The following is a 21,288-nucleotide window of genomic DNA, read 5'->3' as shown; positions in this document are numbered from 1 at the left end:
ATCGCCGGTTGAAATAGTGCCGCTGACGCCGGAGTTAAAGCGCCGGCGTCAAAGTGTCAGGGGCGCCATGTCGCGCAGGATCGCCTGGGCATCCGGGGTGTAGGCGCCGTCCGGGCCGTGCAGGACGAGGCCGGCGGTGAGGCGGGCCGGGGAACGGCCGCCCTTCCGGGCGGACAGGAGGATGCGCCGGGCGTCCTCCCCGGGCTTCGGCCACAGGGGGACCAGGGTCAGCGAGCCGAATCGGGCGCCGTGAAGGGCGGACAGGATCTCGTCCACGCGGTCGGCGCGGTGGACCATGGTCAACGTCCCGCGCGGCGTCAGCATGGCCGCGGCGAAGCGCACCCAGTCCGTCAGCCCGGCGGCACCCTCCACGTTGGCGGCGGCCTTCCAGGGGTCGGGCGGGACGCTGGCCGCCCCGGCGCGGAGATAGGGCGGGTTCATCATCACGCGGTCGAACCCGCCGGGCACAAGGTCCGGCGGCGGCGACAGCAGATCGCCGTCGAGGATGGCGACGCGCCCGGACAGCCCGTTCAGGGCGGTGTTGCGCCGGGCGAAGGCGGCGGCCTCGGCGCGCTGCTCCAGCCCGGTGACGAGCGCGTCGGGGACTCGGGCCGCCAGGCACAGCGCCGCCGCCCCCGTGCCGGTGCCGACGTCCAGCACGCGGTCGCCGGGGCCGGCGGCGGTGAAGGCGGCCAGCAGCACCGGGTCGATGGCGGCGCGGTAGCCGGCGCCGGGCTGGAGCAGGCGCACGCGGCCGTTCAGCAGGGTGTCTTCCGCGGGTTCGCTCACGCGCCCAACTCCTCCCCCGCGTCGCGCAGCAGGCGGCAGGCCTGGGGGAAATCCTCCTCCGGCACCATCAGGCGGCGGGGGATGGCGCCGATGGATCCCTCCAGGATGCTGGTGTGGGTGTCCAGCACGACGGCTTCGATCCCGCCATCCGCCAACAGGGCCAGCAGCCAGCTGAGACGGACCGGATCGGTGGTGCGCAGCAGTTCCTTCATCACTTCTCGACGTTGAATCGCCGTGCGGACTTGACCGAAGAGGCTATGCCGTTATGCTCCCTGCCGGAATTCGTCACGTCAATCATCATTGGAGTCGACCTTGGCGGTCGTGACCAACCTCGAGCCGAAACGGCGCAAGTCCACCCCGCTCGACGATTTGACCGCCCTGGTGGCCGATGACCTCAGCGCGGTCAACGATATCATCGTCCAGCGGATGCATTCATCCGTGGAGCTGATCCCGCAGCTTGCCGGCTACATCATCGCCGCCGGCGGCAAGCGGCTGCGCCCCGTCCTGACCCTCGCCGCCGCCGAACTGTGCGGCTACAAGGGCGATGACCACAAGATGCTGGCCGCGGTGGTGGAGTTCATCCACACCGCCACGCTGCTGCACGACGACGTGGTGGACGAAAGCGACCTGCGGCGCGGCCTCGCCTCGGCCAACGCGGTGTTCGGGAACAAGGCCAGCGTGCTGGTCGGCGACTTCCTGTTCTCCCGCGCGTTCGAGCTGATGGTCGAGGTCGGGTCGCTGGACGTGCTGCGCATCCTGTCCAAGGCGTCCGCCGTCATCGCCGAGGGCGAGGTGCTGCAGCTGCGCACCACCAACGACACGGAAACCAGCGAGCAGGCCTATCTGGAGGTCATCAAGGCCAAGACGGCGGAGCTGTTCGCCGCCGCCTGCCGCGTCGGCGCGGTCGTGGCGTCCCGCCCGCTGGTGGAGGAGACGGCGCTCTACGACTACGGCATGAACCTGGGCATCGCCTTCCAGCTGGTCGACGACGTGCTGGACTATTCGGCGCTCCAGGCCAAGCTGGGCAAGACGGTGGGCGACGACTTCCGCGAGGGCAAGATCACCCTGCCGGTCGTGCTGGCCTTCCGCCGCGGCACCGACGAGGAGCGGACCTTCTGGCGCCGCACCATGGAGGAGCTGGACCAGAAGGACGGCGACCTGGAACGCGCGCAGGAGCTGATGGCCAAGCACAACGCCCTGAAGGACACGGTCGAGCGCGCCCGCCATTACGGCGCCATCGCCCGCGACGCGCTGGGCCTGTTCGCCGACAGCCCGGTCAAGCGCGCCCTGCTGGACGTGCTGGACTTCGTCATCGAGCGCGACTTCTGAGGTGTGCGAAAAAAGTTCGTGCCGGGGGTGATTTTGGCGTTGCGGCCCCCGGATCGAGCGGCTATATACGCGGCCTCGACGCAGCCAGCGACCGGTTACGGGGCAACGGCGGCGCCGACAGGACCGGAGAGTAGCTCAGCCTGGTAGAGCACTGCTTTCGGGAGGCAGGGGCCGGAGGTTCGAATCCTCTCTCTCCGACCAATACGCGAAGGGCCGACACGGAAACGTGCCGGCCCTTTGTCGTTTCGGCATCCCGTTTCGGCATTCCATCCCCCGCCCATGGCATGTTCCCCGCCCTGCCCTGTTGCCGTTTGCAGGTTCCACGTCTTTGGGAGGGGTTCTGTGGAAGAGGCGATCAGCAAAAGGCCGCATGGGGCCGGCGGGCCGGTCGGGCAGGAGGTCGATCCCGCCCCGCTGGGGGTGCCCGCCACCGTGCGCGAGACGCTGCTGGCGGAGGGGTTCCACCCCCGCGACATCGGGGGCGGCGTGGTGGGCTGGAACCGGCGCTGGAACGACGGCACGCATGTGATGGTCTCCTGCGCCAGCGGGTCTGTGTGCGACCCGGCCCGACCGGAATGGACCGCCGGGCGCTACGGCGACGCCGGGGGCTTCGTCGAGGTGAACGGGCTGACCCTGCGGGAAGCGCTGGACGCGGTCGCCATCCTGCCGACGCCACGGCGGGTGGACGGGTCGCTGGCGGAGGGAATCTACCCGTCCCTGGAAGAAGCGATGAGCGACTTCGCCTGAGGGGTGCCAGCCCCCCGGTGAGGAGATTTCCCCCTCTCTTGCCGGGGGCGGGAGAGGGGGTTTGACGTCCGGGCGTTACTTCAGCGCCTCGTCGATCTCCACCTGATAGCCGTTGGCGAGGCGATTCGTTTCGTTCGCCATGCCGATCACCGCCATCAGCTCCCCGAACTGGGCGTCGGTCATGCCGGCCTTGCGCGCCGCCGCCTCGTGCGAGCGGATGCAGTAGGCGCAGCCGTTGGTCACGCTGACCGCCACGAAGATCATCTCCTTCACCAGCGGGTCGAGCGCGCCGGGCGCCATCACCTCCTTCAGGCTTTCCCAGGTGCGCTTCAGCGTCTCCGGATGGTGGGCGACCATCTTCCAGAAGTTGTTCACGTCGGGGACGTTGCGGGTCGCCTTGATGTCGTCGAAGACGGCGCGGACGGCGGGGCCGGCGTCGGCGTGCTCGATGGGCTTCAGGGGCATGGCGGGGTGATCTCCTGCGTATGACCGATGGTTTCTGCTGCGACATTTTCGCCGGTTCCGCGCGTTCCGGCCACAGGCGAATGGCCGCGCCGGGGCGAAAACAAGCTTTGGGTGCAGAGCAAAATCACAAGCCGGTCAAGTGTTTAAGGCGGGCGGGCGCGGCGGTCTCGCGCAATTTTGCCTAAAAGACTTTGCACTTTTAAGGCGGCGTTAAGCAATGCTGCAATGCAAACGCCGATTGCGCCAAGTTGACCGAAAGGACGGGCGAGTGGTAATAACCGCACAGACGCTGTGGTATACAGTTCTGCGGAAAACTCCAAACAATAAGAACTCTAAGCAAGCATTCACCGGGCGAGGAAACCATGCGAAAAGCGGCTGCTTTCAGCGCTTTATTACTGGCGTATGCCACGCCGGCTCTGGCGGCTGAGGTCACGACGACCGGCGGAACGCCGGCTCCCGGCTTCGTGGCGGGCACGGCCCCGTCGATGCGGCCGGCCGATGCGCCGAGCCTGAGCGCCGTCGCGAAGGACGCCCGCTGGTACCAGAAGGCGCTGACCGGCGTGGACGCCCCCTACCCCGCCAGCCTGAAGTTCCTCGACGACCAGGGCGGCTGGTACACGCCCTTCAGCCAGCCCGGCATGACCGGCCGCTACGACCTGCGGAACTGGCACCACTGAGGCGGCCGCAAGGCCGCACGCCAAGCCTTCGGTGGGGCCGCCCACCCAATCAGAACGACAAACAGCGCAGACACCATCCGAGCCGGCGGAACCCCGGCCCGGCAATGCGAACACACACCCCAATGGAGGATTCAATGAACAAGCAAGTGCGTTCCGTCCTGATCGCCGCGGCCCTCGTCGGCAGCCTCGCCACCGCCTCCGCCGCCCTCGCCCAGGGCATGGCCGGGATGAGCGGCATGGGTGGGATGTCCGGTATGGGCGGCATGTCGGGGATGTCCGGCATGGGCGGAATGTCCGGTATGGGCGGGATGTCCGGTATGGGTGGCATGTCGGGCATGAGCGGGATGGGCGGAATGTCCGGCATGGGCGGCATGTCGGGGATGTCCGGCATGGGTGGCATGTCGGGGATGTCTGGTATGGGTGGCATGTCCGGTATGGGTGGCATGTCGGGCATGAGCGGGATGGGCGGCATGTCGGGGATGTCCGGCATGGGCGGAATGTCCGGTATGGGTGGCATGTCGGGGATGTCCGGCATGGGCGGGATGTCCGGTATGGGTGGCATGTCGGGCATGAGCGGGATGGGCGGAATGTCCGGCATGGGCGGCATGTCGGGGATGTCTGGCATGTCCGGCATGGGTGGCATGTCCGGCATGGGCGGGATGTCCGGGATGAGCGGCATGCAGGGCAAGCCGTAAGCCCGCCGCGCGGGAACGGTGCGCCGGGGCCGGAAAGGGCTCCGGCGCGCCGTTCCCGTCAGGAAAGGCCGGAACGCGCCCGCGTCCGGCGAAGGCTCAGAACCGCCGAAGGGCCGGCCGCATGACGTCCAGAAACCCGAAAAACATTCACCCCGTTGCCTATTTCCTGGGATTCTTCCTGGTGTTCGGGCTGGTTCAGCTGGCCTTCCCGGCGAAGAAGACCGACCCCGCCGCCAAGGCGCCCAAGGAAACCGCGCAAGGCGCCACGCCGGCCGCCGGCGCGTCGACCCCGGTGCCGGAGGCGACCTCGACCACCGCCCGGCTGCTGCTGGAGGCGGCGCGCGCCGTGCCGCCGACCCCGCCGAAGCCGGAGGCGCCGCCGCTCGTGGCCGCTCCCGCCCCTGTGGTGGCCACGGCGGCGCCTCCGGCCGAGGTGGCTCCCGCGCCGGTGCCCGCTACTGCGGCTCCCGCCAAGCCGGCCTATCCCGCCGCGGTGCTGAGCGCGTCGGGGGAGCCGGACTATGGCAAGGCGCTGTGGAACCCGCTGCACTTCAAGCCGGCCATCGACACCGCCACCAACGAGCAGTGCCTCGCCTGCCACCAGGAGGTGCTGGAGCCGAGCGTGCGCGCCGCCTCTCCCGCCGGGGTGAAGGCGGATGACGCGCTGGCCTGGTACCAGACGCTGGACACCTACGTGGGCGCGCAGGACAGCTTCCACCGCCGGCATCTGACCTCGCCCATGGCGCAGCGGGTGATGAACCTGTCCTGCACGTTCTGCCATCAGGGCTCCAACCCGCGCGAGGAAGCGCCGGTGCCGCCGACCCCGACCAACGCCGGCTACACGCTGCGCAAGCAGACGAACCCGGAGACCACCTGCCTGATGTGCCACGGCCAGTTCCCCTGGCAGAACATGGAAGGCCTGTCCGGCCCCTGGCACGAGGTGCGGGAGACGATGGAGTCGGAGGACGCGCCCAACGGCTGCCTGTCCTGCCACAACCCCGAGGGCGGCTTCCGCACCGAACGGCACAAGGTCAGCTTCCTGAAGGCCGCGGAGATCGAGAAGGCGGCGACGGAGAGTGCGGACACCTGCTACGGCTGCCACGGCGGGCGCGCCTGGTACCGGATCAGCTTCCCCTACCCGCGCCACGCCTGGCCCGGCATGCCGGAGGACACGCCCGACTGGGCGAAGGGCCGCCCGACCGCCTCCGACCCGCGCTACGCGCTGCCCAAACCGTGAGAGACACCATGGACGCCAAGAGCATTTTGGGGAACGCGCTGAACGTCTCGCGGCGCGAATTCATGCAGGGCGCGGCGGGCGCCGCCGCCTCGGCCAGCCTGTTCCGCGCGGTGGCACCGGAGGAGGCCAAGGCCTTCGCCTACAGCCCCTACCCCACCGACGACGAGCTGGTGACCGTCCCGACGAGCTGCGCCCACAACTGCGGCAGCCGCCACATGCTGGTGGCGCACAAGAAGGGCGACGTGATCGTCCGCCTGTCCACCGACGACGGCCGGTTCCAGGGACCGCAGGGCGGCTACGGCTACGACACGGAGGAGGTTCCGCAGCTGCGCGCCTGCCTGCGCGGGCGTTCCTACCGCTCGCGGCTCTATTCGGCGGAGCGGCTGCTCTACCCGATGATCCGGGTGGGCGAGCGCGGCGAGGGCAAGTTCAAGCGCGCCTCCTGGGACGCGGCGCTGGACTTCGTCGCGGAGAAGATGCTGCGCATCAAGCAGGAACACGGGCCGCAGGCGCTGCTGGACCAGAGCTACGCCGGCGCGTCCTACGGGGTGCTGCACAAGTCCGACCAGATCGAGGGGCTGCTGGGCCGGTTCCTCGGCATGTTCGGCTGCCGCACGTCGAGCTGGTCGGTGCCGTCCTATCAGGCGACCACCTTCTCCAGCCGCATGACCTTCGGCACCATCGAGGACGGGAATGAGGACGACACCTTCGCCCATTCCAAGCTGATCATCATGTGGGGGTGGAACCCGGCCTACACCTTCCACGGCGGCAACACCTTCTACTACATGCGGCTCGCCAAGCAGCGCGGCTGCCGGTTCGTGCTGATCGACCCGCAATATTCGGACAGCGCGTCGGCCTATGACGCGTGGTGGATCCCGATCCGGCCGGCGACGGACGCGGCGATGATGGCGGGCATGGCCTTCCACATCTTCACGAACAACCTGCAGGACCAGGACTTCATCAACCGCTTCTGCCAGGGCGTCGATCCGGGGACGATGCCCGGCTGGGCGCAGGGGCAGGAGAGCTTCAAGGACTACATCCTGGGCACCCGCGACGGGCAGCCGAAGACGCCGGAGTGGGCCAGCGCCATCTGCGGCGTGCCGGCCAGCGACATCGTGAAGCTGGCCGACCTCTACGCCCGCACCAAGCCGGCGGCGCTGAAGGCGTCCTGGGCGCCGGGCCGCAATTCGAACGGCGAGCAGTACAACCGCATGGCCGCCGCCTTGCAGGCGATCACCGGCAACATCGGCAAGCTGGGCGGCTGCGCGGAGGGCGTGGGCAAGGCGTGGCACGCGGAGGGCGTCGCCTACCCGTACGACGAGTTCGCGAATGTCTGGTACGCCTCCATCAAGTCGGACCGCTGGGCGCATCTGGTGCTGAACTACCCGAACCTGAAACGGGAGGAGATCGGGCTCTGGCCGCGCAGCGACAACCTGGACGGGGTGATCCCCAACGTGCGGGGCATCTTCTGGCAGGGGTCGAACTGGTTCAACCAGCTGCCCAACATCAACAAGCAGATCGAGGCCATGAAGAAGCTGGACCTCGTCGTCTGCAACGACGCCACCATCACGCCGTCCGGCCTCTACGCCGACGTGCTGTTCCCGGTGGCGACCCATTTCGAGCGGCATGACGTGGCGCTGCCCTGGTACAAGGGCCACTACTACATCCACCGCCCGAAGGTCATCCAGCCGCTGGGCGAATCGAAGACCGACTTCCAGATCTACACGGAGCTTGCCTACCGGCTGGGCTTCGGCGAGCGCTACAACCCCCGCGCCAGCCGCGAGTATTTCCACCACGACGACGCGGTAGACGAGGCCTATCTGGCTGCGTGGTGGGAGAAGGTGCAGCACCACCAGGGCGCCGACATCTCGTGGGAGGAGTTCAAGAAGCGCGGCTCCCACAAGTTCAAGCTGCCGCGCCCGCACGTCGCCTTCCAGGACCAGATCGAGAAGGGCATCCCCTTCCAGACGCCGAGCGGCAAGATCGAGATCCTGTCCACCCAGCTGGCGCAGGTGACGGACTGGACGCGCACGGCCTGGGGCTATCCCATCCCGGCGATCCCGAAATGGACGGAGCCGTTCGAGAGCCTGAACCACAAGGACAAGCTGGCCGAGCACCCGTTCCACCTGATCACGCCGCACCCGCGCTGGCGCACGCACTCGATCTTCAACAACATTCCCTGGCTGCGCGAGACCTACGAGCAGGAGGTCACCGTCAACGCCGCCGACGCCAAGGCGCTGGGCATCCAGACCGGCGACACGGTGGAGGTCTACAACGCGCGCGGCCGCATGGTGCTGCCGGCCTATGTGACCGAGCGCGTGATGCCCGGCGTCGTCGTGGTGCACGAGGGCGCGTGGCTGGACCTGGACACCGAGGGTGTGGACCGCGCCGGCAACCCGGACGTGCTGACGCTCGACGAGCCCAGCCCGGCGGGCGGCTTCGCCTACAACACGATCCTAGTGGGCCTGCGCAAGACGAACCTGAACCACCGGCCGGGGTGGGACCAGCTCGCCACCTCGCGGGCGCATGTGTTCCGCCGCAGCACGTAAGGGGGGCCGCAAGAGATGGAAGACGAGAAGAAGGCCCGCGTCCAGGTGGCGGTCGCCACGCGCAAGCGGGAGGGCTACACGCCGGTCAAGCCGGACATGCAGCTGGGTTTCGTGCACAACAACGTGGACTGCATCGGCTGCCGCGCCTGCGAGATCGCCTGCAAGGACAAGAACGGCCTGCCGCCGGGACCGCGCTTCCGCCGCGTCATGTATGTGGAGGGCGGCAAGTTCCCGGAGGTGTTCGCCTACAAGGTGAACATGTCCTGCAACCACTGCGCGGAGCCGGCCTGCCTGCCGACCTGCCCGACCGGCGCGATCTTCAAGCGCCAGAAGGACGGCATCGTCGACATCGACAGCAGCCTGTGCATCGGCTGCCGCCGCTGCGAGGCCGCCTGCCCCTTCGGCGCGCCGCAGTTCGACCCGATCAGCAACACCGTCATGAAGTGCAACCTGTGCGTCGACGAGATCGACGCGGGGCGGAAACCCTACTGCGTGATGGGCTGCATGATGCGCGTGCTGGACGTCGGCCCCATCGACAAGATCCGCGACGGGTCCCACCCGACCAAGGCGGTGGGTCCGGGCGAACGCGTCGTGCGGCAGGTGCGCAACATGGCGAACCCGGAACTGACCAACCCGTCGATCGCCTTCGTGGCGCATCCGAAGGGGAAGGTTGAGGGGTGATTTGTAACCCTCGCCCAGCCCCGCTGGGAGAGGGAGGGACCCGCCGAAGGCGGGAGGGTGAGGGCAAGGTTTCGCGGGCCGACGGACACCTTGCCCTCACCCTCCCATGGCTTCGCCATGGGCCCCTCCCTCTCCCGCCGGGGGCGGGCGAGGGGATTTATGGGAGCATAGGGAACAGCCATGGACGGAAGCATTGCCATCGCCGAGGCGTCTCCGGTGGTCGGCCAGTTCGGGCGGGCGGCGGCGGCCGACCTGCGGCGGCTGGCGCGTCTGCACGACCGGGAACCGACCGCCGAACTCCTGGAGGAGCTGCGCGAGCGGCCCCTCCAGGACCTTTTCGGCCTGACGCTCGACCGGGGGGACGCCGTGCAGGCCATGGCCCTGATCGGGGAGGTGGTCGGCGACCTGCCCAGCCCGATCGACGCCGCCGCGCTGGACGAGCTGGCCGCCGACTTCGCGGCGATTTACCTGACCAACGCTTACCGCGCCTGCCCCATGGAGTCGGTCTGGGTGCATGACGAGCCGCTGCGCCGGCAGGACGCCATGTTCCAGGTGCAGGCGTGGCACCGCCGCTTCGGCGTGGTCACCGACGACCCGCGCGACGCCGACCATCTGGTGCTGGAGCTGCATTTCCTGGCCGAGCTGCTGGAGCGCGGCCGGATGGAGGACGCCGCCGCCTTCCTGGACCAGCACCCGCTGCGCTGGGCCCCCGCCTTCTGCGGGCGGGTCGCGGCACGTTGCCGCACGGCATACTTCGCAGGCGTATCATTGCTCACGGGGGCGTATCTGGACGTGCTGCGCGACCTGCTGGCGCAAGCCTTCGCGCTGCCCCGGCCGGCTTCGGATGCCCGTTCGGCCGAAGGACAGGGCAGCCGAAAGCGGGACTGTGCGGAGACGCGCGGGGTGAGCGATATTTGCGGATGAAACCACTCTGCCCGAAGGGCTGTCCGAAGGGCCATCCGAAGGGGAAGCCATGGTGTTGAACGCATCCCTGCCCGACCATCCCATCGGCAACCGCCACCCGGGCGCCCTGCCGACCATCGCGGCGGAACGATGCGTGCACAACAAGGCGCTGGTGGCGAGCTGCCGGGGCTGCGCCGACGCCTGCCCGCGCGGGGCCTGGATCGTGGACGAGGATGGGGTGTCGCTGGACGCGCAGTCCTGCGACGGCTGCGGCCTGTGCGCGCCGGCCTGCCCGCAGTCGGTCATCAGCCACGGCCACCGGGCCGCCCGCCGGCTGGAGGCCGGGCGGCCGGTGGCCTTCGCCGCCTGCTCCCAGACCGGTTTGCGCAACGGGCAAGACGGGAATGGCCGTGACGGGGTGGAGGGCGTGTTGCCCTGCCTGAACGTGCTGAGCCTGAGCGACCTCGCCGCGCTGTACCGGGATGGCGTGCGGCGCATGGTGATCGCGCGGGGGACCTGCGCCGCCTGCCCCACCGGCAGTTCCACCGCCGTCCGGCTGGAGCGCGCGGTGGAGGAGCTGAACGCCCTGCTGGACGGGCGCGGCCTGCCGCCGCTGGTCCTGACGCGCCGTTCGGCGACGCCTTGGCGGGCCTACCTGACCTTCGACACGGTGCCGGACGAAATAACAGGCGGCACGGAAGCGGAGTCGCCGAACGCGGTGAGCCGGCGCGGCCTGTTCCGGCTGTCCAGCCGCCGCCCCACCGTGCCCGTGGCGGCGGTGGAGGCTCAGGCCGACTCCATCCGGCCGCCGGGACGCCTGCTGCCGGAACCGGCGGCGGCGCGTCTGGCCGACACCCAGCCCTGGCCCTGGGTCCCCTCCATCGACTCCAGCGTCTGCGAGGGCTGCGGAAGCTGCGCGCGGCTCTGCCCCACCGGGGCCATCCGCCTGACCGAGGACCCGCCGGCCTTTCGCATCATCGCGGAGGACTGCACCGGCTGCCGGCTGTGCGTGGACGTGTGCCGGCCCGGCGCGCTGATCCTGGAACGGCTGGCGCCGCGCCGCCAGATCATCGTCGCCCTGCACCCCCGCCGCTGCCCGTCCTGCGGCGTGACCACCCGACTTCCCGAGGCCCGGCCCAAGACCCAGCCCAACACCCAGCCCAACACCCACCTGGGCGCCGACGGGCTCTGCCCCGTCTGCCGCCGGACCTCGCACAATCGGCGTTTGTTTCAAGTGATCGAATAACAACCAAATCCAAAGTCCTGGCGCCACTAGAGCGAAAGCCATAGCCCCGCCGGAAAGTTCAGGTTGCGGTGGACGGGATGCGTCGGCATAGCTACCCATGATGGGGGCGGTCCGCCCGGATGCCCCAGTTCCGCCAAGGCCACGCTTCATCGGGTCATGCCCTTCCGTTTCCTCGAGTCCCTGGCCGACCAGTCGGTGCGCATGCTGCGGTTGCTGCGGGTTCTGCTCGCGGCGTCGGTGCTCGTGCCCACGCTCCTCTTCGCCGGCATCGCGTGGCGCGACTATCAGGCGGTGGTGGCCCAGACCGAGCGCAACATGCACAAGACCCTGCAGGTGCTGCACGAGCACATGCTGAAGGTGTTCGACACGGTCGAGCAGGTGCTGGACCGCGTGGACGAACGGACGCGCGGCATGGAGTGGGACGAGATCGCCCGATCGGAGGCGCTGTCCATCTATCTGAAGACCCTGTCCGACGAGTTGCCCCAGCTCGCCGTGCTCGGCATGGCCGACGCGGAGGGGCGCGTGCGCGCGCTGAGCGAGAGCCTGCCGCGGAATCCGCGTTCCATCGCCGACCGCGAATATTTCCGGGTGCTGAAGGAACGCGACACCGGGATCTTCATCGGCGAGCCCATCATCGGCAACTCCACGGGCACGCGGCAGTTCAACGTCAGCCGGCGGCGCACCACCCCCGGCGGCCCGGACGGGGCGTTCGGCGGCGTGCTGGTCGCGGGACTCGACACCGATTACTTCAACGATTTCTACAAGCGCGTCGTGTCCGGCGGAAAGGAATCCATCGCCATCGTGCGGGAGGACGGCGTGGTGCTGAGCCGCTTCCCGGTGCCGCAGGGCGACGGCGGTCCACGCATGATCTGGCGGGGAGGGCTGCTGCGCGCGGTGGAGGGCGGACGGACGGAGGGCTTCTACCGCAACGTCAGCCAGTTCGACGGGATTGAGCGGCTGCTGGTCTTCAAGCGGGTGGCACCTTATCCGCTCTACGTCGTCTACGGCGTGCCGCAGACCGAGATCGTCGCCGCCTGGCGGCGCAACATGCTGCTCTACGCCGCCTTCGCCATCCCCGCGACGCTGGCCCTGGCCGGCATCACCTGGCTCGCCATGCGGCGCGCGCGCAGCGAGGTCGCCGCGGTGCGCCGCTGGGCCGAGGAGGTGCGCACCCGCGAAAGCCTGGAGGCCGCGCTGCGCCAGTCGCAGAAGCTGGAGGCGCTGGGTCAGCTGACCGGCGGCGTCGCCCACGACTTCAACAACCTGCTGACCGCGGCGCTGACCAACCTGCACCTGATGGCCCGCACCCTGCCGGAGCCCAGCGCCCGCTACATGGACGGGGCGCGGAGCGCGCTGGAACGGGCGAAGACGCTGACCAGCCAGCTGCTGGCCTTCTCCCGGCAGGAGGCGGTGGACCCGAAGGTCATCGACCTGGGCGAGTCCCTGCGCGGCATGGCCGACCTTCTGGAACGCTCCATCCGCGCGGACATCGCGCTGGACTGGGATTTGGCGGCGGAGCCCATGCGGGTGGAGGTCGACCCGGTGCAGGTCGAGCTTGCCGTGCTGAACCTCGTGGTCAACGCGCGGGACGCCATGCCGCAGGGCGGGCGCATCCGGATCGCCGCACGGCCGGAGGCCAACGGCACCGTCCGGCTGGAGGTTGCCGACACCGGCGCCGGCATGCCGCCCGAAGTCGCCGCCCGCGCCTTCGAGCCCTTCTTCACCACCAAGAGCACCGGCAAGGGCACGGGGCTGGGCCTGTCGATGGTCTACGGCTTCGCCCGGCAGTCCGGCGGCAGCGCCGCCATCGACAGCGCGCCCGGTCAGGGCACCACCGTCCGCATCACCCTGCCCCTCACCGCCAAGCCCCGGACCGAGGACGCCCCGGCGCCGGAAAGCGCCGCCCCCGGCGCGGAGAAGACCCTGCGCGTGCTGGTGGTGGAGGACAACGCGCTGGTCCTGATGGCCACCGTGGACGGGCTGTCGCAGGAAGGGTTCGAGGTGGCGACCGCCGACCATGGCGCCGCCGCGCTGGAGCTGCTGGAAGCGGACTCGCGCTTCGACGCGATCGTGTCGGACGTGGTGATGCCTTACGGCGTGTCGGGAATCGACCTTGCCCGCCGGGTGCACGAACGCTGGCCGCACATCCGGGTGATGCTGATCTCCGGCTACAGCCCGGAGTCGCTGACCGGGCTGGGCGCCGACACCGCCGTCCTGCCGAAGCCCTTCACCCCCGACCAGCTCGCCGCCCGCATCCGCGCCCTGTTCCGCCCGGCGAAGGCCGCGTGACGGTCAGAGAAGCACGCTGATGAACATCGGCGCCCACAGCAGCGCCGACCAGACGACCCCCAGGAAGATGCCGTGCGTCAGGTCGGTGAAGGTCGGCTCGCACAGGCTGTGCATGCGCCAGATGGCTTCGCGGTCGCGCGTCGGCTCGGGGTGAGCGTCGTTCATAAGCTTGCCCTCCTGCGGTCGGACGATGCGGGTGCAAGGAGAGGAACCATCGAACCGGGCGCCGGTTCCGCACCGCGAGAGCAAGACGGACGCGGACATGGAAAGGCCCCCTCGCCCGGCGGGACGAGGGGGCCTTTGAAAGCGGGACCGGAAGGGCCGCTTGTAACGTCGCGCTGAAGCGCTGACCCACCCGCTCACTCTTCCTCGTCATGCCCGGGCTTGGCCCGGGCATCCACGCGGAAGCCTTCAAGGTTGCACGTGGATGGCCGGGTCAAGCCCGGCCATGACGGCTTGGGGGGCAGGACTTCGCTCGCCGGTATTACTTCCCGCGGATCACCGGGGTGAGCTGGTCGCCCCAGTTGCCCGTCGCGTTGTGATAGCGGGCGGTGCGCATCAGTTCCACCGTGACGCCGGCCTCGACGGCCTTCACGACGGCGTCGTTCAGGCGGTGCAGGCTGTTGGCGAGAATGCGGATGGCGCTCTCCTGGTCGGCCGAGAAGCCCGAACCTTCCTCCGGCGGCGCGTCCTGGAAACCCGACTGGTTGGTCATGCGGCTGTCCTTCCCTTAGTGTTCTGGCCCTTGGTCCCCAGCGCCAAAGGCGCTGCTCGTCTCTGGCGCCAAAGGCGCTGATAATCTCTGGCGCCGGAGGCGCCGCGCAAACCGGGCAGCGTCGGCACACCCGGCCCGATACGTCTTAACACATCGCGCGCCGGGAGCAAGGGCGCGGCAAGACAACCTCCTTCGAAAGAAGGATAATCCGGCAATTCGGCCTTCGATCCGGGGCGTTTGACCGGAAGGCCGCTCCCGCTCTAGGGTTCGCGGCACCGAGGGCAGCAACCAACGAGAGACGAAACGAATGGTCGAGATGACTGGAAACGCGGCCGAACCGCGCGCCGTCGCCTTCCTGGGGCTGGGCACCATGGGGTTCCCCATGGCCGGGCACCTCGCCAAGGCCGGGCATCGCGTCACCGTCTACAACCGCACCGCCGCCAAGGCCGACGCCTGGGTGGAGAAGTTCGGCGGCAGCCGCGCCGCCAGCCCCGCCGAGGCCGCCCGCGACGCCGAGTTGGTGTTCCTGTGCGTCGGCGGCGACGACGACGTGCGTGCGGTCGCCGGTGAAGCCATGGGCGTCATGAAGCCCGGCACCGTCATCGCCGACCATTCCACCGTCTCCGCCGCCGTGTCGCGCGAGATGGAGGCGGCGGGGCGGGAGCGCGGCCTGTTCTTCCTCGACGCGCCGGTGTCCGGCGGGCAAGCCGGGGCGGAGAACGGCGTGCTGACCGTGATGGTCGGCGGCGACTCCGCGGCCTTCGAGCGGGCGCAGCCGGTGATGGCCTGCTACGGCCGCTCCGTCACCCACATGGGGCCGTCGGGCGCCGGGCAGCTGACCAAGATGGTCAACCAGATCTGCATTGCCGGGCTGGTCCAGGCGCTGGCCGAGGGCATGGCCTTCGCGCAGAAGGCCGGGCTGGACGGGCACCGGGTGGTGGACGTGATCTCCAAGGGGGCGGCGCAGTCCTGGCAGATGGACAACCGCGCCAAGACCATGCTGGACGGCAAGTTCGACTTCGGATTCGCCGTGGACTGGATGCGCAAGGACCTGGGCATCGTACTGGACGAGGCCCGGCGCAACGGCGCCACCGTGCCCGTGACCGCGCTGGTGGACCAGTTCTACGCCGAGGTGCAGGCCATGGGCGGCAACCGCCTGGACACGTCAAGCCTGATGAAGCGTCTGGTGCGGTGACCGGCGCAGTGCGGTGGGGCCGTAGGTTGGGTTAAGGCGAAGCCGCAACCCAACACACGCGGCATGGCGACGATGTTGGGTTTCGCTGGCGCTCAACCCAACCTACCGGCTGGCTTTGCGCCTCACCCCGCCTTGCGGCGCAAGGCTCGGGAGAGGGCGCGGTGGAGGTCGGCGGGGCGGAAGGGCTTGTGCAGCAGCGTGCAGCCCGCCCGCTTCGCCTGACGCAGCCGTGCCGGGTCGGTGTCGCCGGTCACCAGCACCGCCGGCAGGGGCCGGCCGATGCGGTGGCGGACGGCGGCGATGGCCTCCAGCCCGGTGGTCGGGCCGACCAGCCGGAAGTCGCTGACCACCGCGTCGGGGGCCGCATCGCCCTGCTCGTCCAGGCGGGCGACGGCCTCCTCCGCCGAGCCGGTGGCGATGGCGCGGCAGCCCAGGCTTTGCAGATACATGGACAGGGCGCCGCGCTGCTGCTCCTCGTCCTCGATCACCATGACGGTGCGGCCGGTCAGGTCCGGTTCCTCCGGCGCGGTTGGGGCCTCGGCCGAAGGAGCGGCGGCTTCGGCGCGCGGAAGCTCGACGAAGAACATGGTGCCCTTGCCGACCTCCGAGCGCACGCCGACGCGGTGGCCCAGCAGCTTCGCCGTCTTGCGCACGATGGCGAGGCCGAGGCCCAGGCCCTTGTTGCGGTTCCGCTCCGGGTTGTTGAGCTGGTAGAACTCCTCGAAGACGAGGTCGAGCTGCTCCGGCGGGATGCCGGGGCCGGTGTCCCAGACCTCCACCCGCAGCCGCGTGCCGTGGCGCCGGCAGCCGATCAGGATGCCGCCCTTCTTCGTGTGGGCGATGGCGTTGCTGAGCAGGTTGCGCAGGATGCGCTCCAGCAGCAGGGGATCGCTGCGCACCTCCAGCCCGCAATCCTGCACCCGCAGGCCCACCCCGCGCTGGTCGGCCAGCGGACTCATCTCGCGGACCAGCCGCTCCACCACCTCGCGGATCGGGAAGTCAGTGACGGTCGGCTCGACCGTCCCGGCCTCCAGCGTGGCGATGTCGAGCAGGCCGTTCAGCAGCGCCTGACCGGAGTGCAAAGCCTCCTGCACGCGCCCCAGCAGCGTCAGCGTGTCGTCCTGGCCCGCCAGCCTCTGCTCCATCACGCCGAGAAGCAGTTCCATCGCCTGGAAGGGCTGGCGCAGGTCGTGGCTGGCGGCGGCGAGGAAGCGTGTCTTGGCGGCGTCGGCCCGCTGCGCCTCGGCGCGGGCGCGCACCGCCTCCTCCATGGCGCGCTTGGCCTCCAGCTCGTGCATGACGAGGCGGGCAAAGGCGGCGAGGTCCGTCCGCTGGTCCAGCCCGAAATCATGGCGCGGCCGACGGTCGATCACGCAGAGCGTGCCGAGGATCAGCCCCTCCGCCGTCACCAGCGGCGCGCCGGCGTAGAAGCGGATGTGCGGCGGCCCGGTGACGAGGTCGTTGGCGGCGAAGCGCTCGTCCATCGTCGCGTCGGGCACCACCAACACCCGCTCTTCCAGGATCGTGTAGGCGCAGAAGGCCAGCCGCCGGCCCGTGCTGGGCGTGCGCAGCCCGTAGCGCGACTTGAACCACTGCCGGGTCTCGTCGACCAGGCTGACCAGCGTGATGGGTGCGCCGAAATGGCGGGCGGCAAGGCCGGTGATCCGGTCGAACACCTCTTCCGCGGGCGTGTCGAGCACGCCGTAGCTCTTCAGGCTGTCGAGCCGGGCACGCTCGTTCAGGGGCCAAGGTGGCTCGATTGCTGGCGGTTCAATGGTTGGCGGCTCGATGGTCGGCAATGCACCCACCTTTTTATTTCTTCCGGATGATAGGAGGGCGGTCGATCCGTCCTCAATCCGGCAAAAGTATAAAGGGAAGGGTGGTATTGGCGGGATGATCTCTTTGGGGCGTCCTTGGGAAGTCTTTTGAATTTCGGGATAATTTGGGCGGGGTTTTGGATAAGGGAGGTTTTGCCCCCACCCTTCCCACGGCTTTGCCGTGGGCTCCTTCCCTCCCCCGCTCTCGGCGGACCAAAGGTCCGCCTGCCGCGTCAGCGCAAGCTTCGCAGGAGAGGGAGTTTAATCCCCTCCACCGCGCAGCGGGGGAGGGTTAGGGAGGGGGCAACGGCGCGCCCTACACCCGCACCACCTTGCCGGGGTTCATCAGGTTGTCCGGGTCGAAGGCGCGCTTCAGTTCGCCCATGACGGCGTAGGCCTCGCCGGCCTCCTGCTCCAGGAACTCCATCTTGCCATAGCCGATGCCGTGCTCGCCGGTGCAGGTGCCGCCCATGGCCAGGGCGCGGGCGACCATGCGGTCGTTCAGGCGCTTGGCCTCGGCCATCTCCTCCGGCTTTTCGGGGTCGATGACGTAGACGAGGTGGAAGTTGCCGTCGCCGACATGGCCGACCATCGGCGCCAGCATGGAGGATTCGGCGATGTCGCGCTTGGTCTCCAGGATGCAGTCGGCCAGCCGCGAGATCGGCACGCACACGTCGGTCGGCCAGCCCTTGGAGCCGGGGCGCAGCGCCAGCGCGGCGTAGTAGCCGTCGTGGCGGGCCTGCCAGAGCTTGCTGCGGTCCTCCGGCCGGGTCGCCCAGGAGAATTCGGTCCCGCCGTTCTCACCCGCGATGGCCGCGACCATCTCCGCCTGCTCCTGCACGCCGGCGGCGGTGCCGTGGAATTCGAAGAACAGGGTCGGGGCGACGGCGTAGTCCAGCTTCGAATATTTGTTCACCGCGTCCATCTGGACCTCGTCCAGCAGCTCGATGCGGGCGACGGGGATGCCGGACTGGATGGTCTGGATCACCGTGTTCACCGCGCCCCGGATGTCCGCGAAGGGGCAGACGGCAGCGGAGATCGCCTCCGGGATGCCGTAGAGGCGCAGCGTGACCTCGGTGATGATGCCCAGCGTGCCCTCCGCGCCGACGAACAGGCGGGTCAGGTCGTAGCCGGCCGCCGACTTGCGCGCGCGCCCACCGGTCTTGATGATCCGCCCGTCGGCCAGCACCACGGTCAGGCCCAGCACATTCTCCCGCATCGTGCCATAGCGCACGGCGTTGGTGCCGCTGGCGCGGGTGGAGGCCATGCCGCCCAGCGAGGCGTCGGCGCCGGGGTCGATGGGGAAGAACAGGCCGGTGTCGCGCAGATGCTCGTTCAGCTGCTTGCGCGTCACGCCGGCCTGGACGGTGACGTCGAGGTCGTCGGTGCTGACGCGCAGGATCTCCTTCATGCCCGACACGTCGATGCAGATGCCGCCGGCCAGAGCCGCCACGCCACCCTCCAGCGAGGTGCCGGTGCCGAAGGGGACGATCGGCAGCTTGTGCTGCGCGCAGATCTTGACGATGGCGCTGACCTCCTCCGTGGAGGTGGCGAAGGCGACGCCGTCGGGCGGGAAGTTCGGGTGGTAGGACTCGTCCTTGCCGTGATGCTCCCGCACCGCCGCCGAGGTGCTGAACCGGTCGCCGAGCAGAGCCTTGAACGCAGCCGCCGCCTCGTCGGTGAGGGCGACGCGGGGGCGGGTGGACGGGACGACGGACATGGACACGGACTCCCTGCGGGTTCTTGGTTCGACGGCCCCGAATCGAGGATTTTTCACCGATTCGCCAATGCGGGGCCATTGGGCCAGGTCATTGGTAAGACCAGCGAGGCTAAAGCGCCCCGCGCAGACTGGCAAGACGGCCGAACCGCATGGCAGGGGCCATGGGGGTGGGTGGAGGGGGCGGAGGCTGTCGCTTTTCGCACTTGGGTATGTGCGAGTGGGGTTTGCGCGATAGCGGTCAGGTAGTTTTTGGGAGCCGAGAACAGGGGAAGAGGATACTGGGGACATGCCGCGTTTGCAGCGAGTGATTTTTGGTTCTTCGGGATATCGGGTTGATGTAGCAGAATCACAGTAGTCGCTGAAGTTCGGACTTTGGGCGGGTTGGCCGTTATGGAAGAAGGAAAAAGGCGAAACTGTCTGCATCCACAATAATCTTCTCAAGCAATCCGCTAACGTATGTTACAGTCCCATTGGCGGTGAAAGATAGATACGGGAGGGGGCTTTGACTGACGAGGCGCGCGAACCAGTTCTCCAGGACCACATAGCGGCTAAACGCAAGCTTGTGCCACCCTTCGTGCATAAGCTTGGAGGTAAGCTATCCCAATATTCCTGGACCCGCCAACTTGTGCCCGAGGCTCTCTGGATTGGACTGGTGATCGACCATTGCGGCTACGAAGCCGCTCGAAGCTATTGTCGAGCCTTAGGCAGGGCGGCGTGCACAGCGATGGACGAGGCTGAACGCCCAATGTTTGTCAAGTTCAGCGCTTTCACGGAGCTTTCGGACACGGCAAAGGCGTCAGTGATGTCTGCGCTGGATGCAGGAACCTTGGCGGCAATTCGCCAATCGCTGGCACCATTGGCGACGGTGGCCCCGAACCACCCATTAGCGTTCTTGGGGAACGTGGACGCTGCTCCAGAGCAGAATGCGCGATTGCCCGAACTGCTCGACGAGTTTTATGACCGCAACGGTCGCGCGGCTGTCCTGTCCATGGCGCTCGGCTACGAGTTGGGGCTTGACCAAGGAAAGATTCATGTCGCAGCGCATTTGGTCGACGACCTAATCAGACGGTTCAAGGTCATCCACCGCTACCCTGATACAGAGGAAGCGCGCGATGCCGCTGGCGCCTTTCGTGCGGCAAACTCAATGCTATTCATGAAGGCACAGCCAGACGGCAGAAGCTTCGAGGGCGACTCTCCGTGGGTCAAGGCGTTCTGGGAGCATATCGCCGGCTTTGGTCCGTGTCTGTTTCAGGACACGTTCGAAGACGAAACGACCGATAGCGAAGATCCTCTGGAGCAGTTCGTCTTTGCCTTCCGGAATGCCGTTCGGGCAGATCTGCGCGCGAGGCTAGCAAACTGGCCGCTGGACCTGAATGCGGTCGAGGCGTTCGAGGTGGTGACGGCGCTCCTTTGCCGACAGGCGACGCTGGTTATGGAGATGGCATCCTCACCAGGCGTCTGGACTCCGCACATTGCTCCCATTCTGCTGCGAGCAATGGCCGATGTTTTCATTAGCCTAGCCTGGATTTTGAAGGACCCCGGACCGCGGGCTCAGCGGTTTGTCGAAGATGGACAGGGCGCTATCAAGCTACAAATCGCCCATCAGAAGCGAGCGCTGGAGGCCGCGACCGATCCCGACGATGCTGAGGAACTGCGCCATCTGATTGGAATCTGGAGTGACTGGCTGGCGGCTCAACGAATGGAGGCTTTCGTCGAGGTAAATCTCGGTAGTTGGTCTGGACTCAATACTCGAAAGATGGCCGAGGAAGCCGGTTTCATCGACTTCTATAACTATGTCTATCAGCCGTTCAGCGGCGTCACCCACTCAAACTGGGCGCACGTAAGCATGTTCAATATGGTCCATTGCCAGAATCCGGCCCATCGTTGGCATCGTGGCGCGGCGATCGCGCCCGTGCCGGCCGATCCAAACTGGCTCTATTTGGCGTCCAAATACCTCAGCAAGACATTAAGTCATTTCGATCACGTATATGGCTTTGATCTGCCCCATGCCGCTTTCGGCCTTATCGCCGCCCAATTGTCCAAAATAGCCGAGGAATCGGAGGAATAATTTTTATCGCTAAAGCTGCACAATCAGACCAGAGTCCAGAAAGTATGAACGGAGAAGAAATAATGGACATCACGATTTCCATAGCGGGTCGCCACGCAGAAGAACGCCAGCCTTGGCCAGTCGGATCGACGGCGGTCCTTTTTGGATTTGAGTCATCCTGATTTTC

19 protein-coding genes, 1 tRNA gene and 1 pseudogene are annotated in these 21,288 nt (G+C 68.1%); 14 read left to right on the top strand and 7 right to left on the bottom strand.

Annotated elements, in window-relative coordinates:
- Nucleotides 1-48: 48 nt before the first annotated feature.
- Entirely contained in the window at nucleotides 49-789 is a 741-nt protein-coding gene (locus tag ACSVC7_RS03705; RefSeq protein ID WP_448202520.1) for a tRNA1(Val) (adenine(37)-N6)-methyltransferase, read from the bottom strand.
- Nucleotides 786-1,001 (bottom strand): putative signal transducing protein, encoded by a 216-nt coding sequence (locus ACSVC7_RS03700; protein WP_448202521.1) that lies wholly within the window; start codon nucleotides 999-1,001, stop codon nucleotides 786-788. Before ACSVC7_RS03700 ends, ACSVC7_RS03705 begins: the two co-directional genes overlap by 4 nt.
- A 100-nt stretch (nucleotides 1,002-1,101) precedes the next feature.
- Between ACSVC7_RS03700 and ACSVC7_RS03695 the strand changes: the two genes are divergently transcribed.
- The 3 genes from ACSVC7_RS03695 to ACSVC7_RS03685 all read left to right on the top strand — a co-directional run bounded on the left by ACSVC7_RS03695 (nucleotide 1,102) and on the right by ACSVC7_RS03685 (nucleotide 2,865).
- Nucleotides 1,102-2,118: a polyprenyl synthetase family protein gene (locus ACSVC7_RS03695; protein ID WP_448202522.1), complete on the top strand. Its 1,017-nt coding sequence runs from the start codon at nucleotides 1,102-1,104 to the stop codon at nucleotides 2,116-2,118.
- Nucleotides 2,119-2,242: 124 nt separating this feature from the next.
- Nucleotides 2,243-2,319: transfer RNA gene (locus tag ACSVC7_RS03690), tRNA-Pro, on the top strand.
- A 141-nt stretch (nucleotides 2,320-2,460) separates the two neighbouring features.
- Nucleotides 2,461-2,865, top strand: coding sequence for a hypothetical protein (locus tag ACSVC7_RS03685; protein ID WP_448202523.1), 405 nt, complete (start codon nucleotides 2,461-2,463; stop codon nucleotides 2,863-2,865).
- Nucleotides 2,866-2,940: 75 nt separating this feature from the next.
- Here the strand turns inward: ACSVC7_RS03685 and ACSVC7_RS03680 are convergent, their stop codons facing one another.
- Nucleotides 2,941-3,330 (bottom strand): carboxymuconolactone decarboxylase family protein, encoded by a 390-nt coding sequence (locus ACSVC7_RS03680; RefSeq protein ID WP_448202524.1) that lies wholly within the window; start codon nucleotides 3,328-3,330, stop codon nucleotides 2,941-2,943.
- A 362-nt stretch (nucleotides 3,331-3,692) separates the two neighbouring features.
- On the opposite strand from ACSVC7_RS03680, the gene ACSVC7_RS03675 reads away from it, so the two are divergent.
- The 8 genes from ACSVC7_RS03675 to ACSVC7_RS03640 all read left to right on the top strand — a co-directional run bounded on the left by ACSVC7_RS03675 (nucleotide 3,693) and on the right by ACSVC7_RS03640 (nucleotide 13,607).
- The gene (locus ACSVC7_RS03675; RefSeq protein WP_448202525.1) at nucleotides 3,693-4,007 is read left to right on the top strand and encodes a hypothetical protein; all 315 of its coding nucleotides are present in this window, start codon (nucleotides 3,693-3,695) and stop codon (nucleotides 4,005-4,007) included.
- A gap of 122 nt (nucleotides 4,008-4,129) precedes the next feature.
- The gene (locus tag ACSVC7_RS03670) at nucleotides 4,130-4,702 is read left to right on the top strand and encodes a hypothetical protein (protein ID WP_448202526.1); all 573 of its coding nucleotides are present in this window, start codon (nucleotides 4,130-4,132) and stop codon (nucleotides 4,700-4,702) included.
- Nucleotides 4,703-4,823: 121 nt separating this feature from the next.
- Nucleotides 4,824-5,939, top strand: coding sequence for a hypothetical protein (locus tag ACSVC7_RS03665; protein ID WP_448202527.1), 1,116 nt, complete (start codon nucleotides 4,824-4,826; stop codon nucleotides 5,937-5,939).
- A gap of 8 nt (nucleotides 5,940-5,947) precedes the next feature.
- Complete coding sequence (locus tag ACSVC7_RS03660) at nucleotides 5,948-8,488, top strand: molybdopterin-containing oxidoreductase family protein (protein ID WP_448202528.1); 2,541 nt, start codon at nucleotides 5,948-5,950, stop codon at nucleotides 8,486-8,488.
- A gap of 15 nt (nucleotides 8,489-8,503) precedes the next feature.
- Complete coding sequence (locus ACSVC7_RS03655; RefSeq protein ID WP_448202529.1) at nucleotides 8,504-9,169, top strand: 4Fe-4S dicluster domain-containing protein; 666 nt, start codon at nucleotides 8,504-8,506, stop codon at nucleotides 9,167-9,169.
- A 180-nt stretch (nucleotides 9,170-9,349) separates the two neighbouring features.
- Entirely contained in the window at nucleotides 9,350-10,093 is a 744-nt protein-coding gene (locus ACSVC7_RS03650) for a TorD/DmsD family molecular chaperone (protein ID WP_448202530.1), read from the top strand.
- 49 nt (nucleotides 10,094-10,142) lie between these two features.
- On the top strand, nucleotides 10,143-11,318 hold the full coding sequence (locus tag ACSVC7_RS03645; RefSeq protein WP_448202531.1) for a 4Fe-4S binding protein: 1,176 nt from the start codon (nucleotides 10,143-10,145) through the stop codon (nucleotides 11,316-11,318).
- A 156-nt stretch (nucleotides 11,319-11,474) separates the two neighbouring features.
- Nucleotides 11,475-13,607, top strand: a complete 2,133-nt coding sequence (locus ACSVC7_RS03640) for a hybrid sensor histidine kinase/response regulator (RefSeq protein ID WP_448202532.1) — start codon at nucleotides 11,475-11,477, stop codon at nucleotides 13,605-13,607.
- A gap of 3 nt (nucleotides 13,608-13,610) precedes the next feature.
- Here ACSVC7_RS03640 and ACSVC7_RS03635 read toward each other — a convergent pair whose 3' ends face one another.
- The gene (locus ACSVC7_RS03635; protein ID WP_448202533.1) at nucleotides 13,611-13,772 is read right to left on the bottom strand and encodes a hypothetical protein; all 162 of its coding nucleotides are present in this window, start codon (nucleotides 13,770-13,772) and stop codon (nucleotides 13,611-13,613) included.
- Between the two features lie 319 nt (nucleotides 13,773-14,091).
- Nucleotides 14,092-14,322, bottom strand: coding sequence for an SMc00767 family acetate metabolism repressor (locus ACSVC7_RS03630; protein WP_448202534.1), 231 nt, complete (start codon nucleotides 14,320-14,322; stop codon nucleotides 14,092-14,094).
- A gap of 304 nt (nucleotides 14,323-14,626) precedes the next feature.
- Here ACSVC7_RS03630 and ACSVC7_RS03625 point away from each other — a divergent pair.
- Both ACSVC7_RS03625 and ACSVC7_RS03620 read left to right on the top strand, forming a co-directional pair.
- A pseudogene (locus tag ACSVC7_RS03625) lies at nucleotides 14,627-15,127 on the top strand (NAD(P)-dependent oxidoreductase); the annotation flags it as partial.
- Nucleotides 15,104-15,517, top strand: a complete 414-nt coding sequence (locus ACSVC7_RS03620) for an NAD(P)-dependent oxidoreductase (RefSeq protein ID WP_483507988.1) — start codon at nucleotides 15,104-15,106, stop codon at nucleotides 15,515-15,517. The pseudogene ACSVC7_RS03625 and the gene ACSVC7_RS03620, both read left to right, overlap by 24 nt.
- Before the next feature lie 122 nt (nucleotides 15,518-15,639).
- On the opposite strand, the gene ACSVC7_RS03615 is transcribed toward ACSVC7_RS03620, so the two are convergent.
- Both ACSVC7_RS03615 and ACSVC7_RS03610 read right to left on the bottom strand, forming a co-directional pair.
- Nucleotides 15,640-17,325, bottom strand: coding sequence for a hybrid sensor histidine kinase/response regulator (locus ACSVC7_RS03615; RefSeq protein WP_448202536.1), 1,686 nt, complete (start codon nucleotides 17,323-17,325; stop codon nucleotides 15,640-15,642).
- 325 nt (nucleotides 17,326-17,650) lie between these two features.
- Nucleotides 17,651-19,054 carry an FAD-binding oxidoreductase gene (locus ACSVC7_RS03610; protein WP_448202537.1) on the bottom strand — a complete coding sequence of 468 codons (1,404 nt, stop codon included), beginning with the start codon at nucleotides 19,052-19,054 and terminating at the stop codon, nucleotides 17,651-17,653.
- Nucleotides 19,055-19,556: 502 nt separating this feature from the next.
- Here ACSVC7_RS03610 and ACSVC7_RS03605 point away from each other — a divergent pair.
- Entirely contained in the window at nucleotides 19,557-21,122 is a 1,566-nt protein-coding gene (locus ACSVC7_RS03605) for a DUF5677 domain-containing protein (RefSeq protein WP_448202538.1), read from the top strand.
- Nucleotides 21,123-21,288 lie beyond the last annotated feature (166 nt).

The sequence above is a fragment of the Azospirillum mesophilum genome (assembly GCF_053470405.2).
This window is presented reverse-complemented; position numbering and strand designations above follow the sequence as displayed.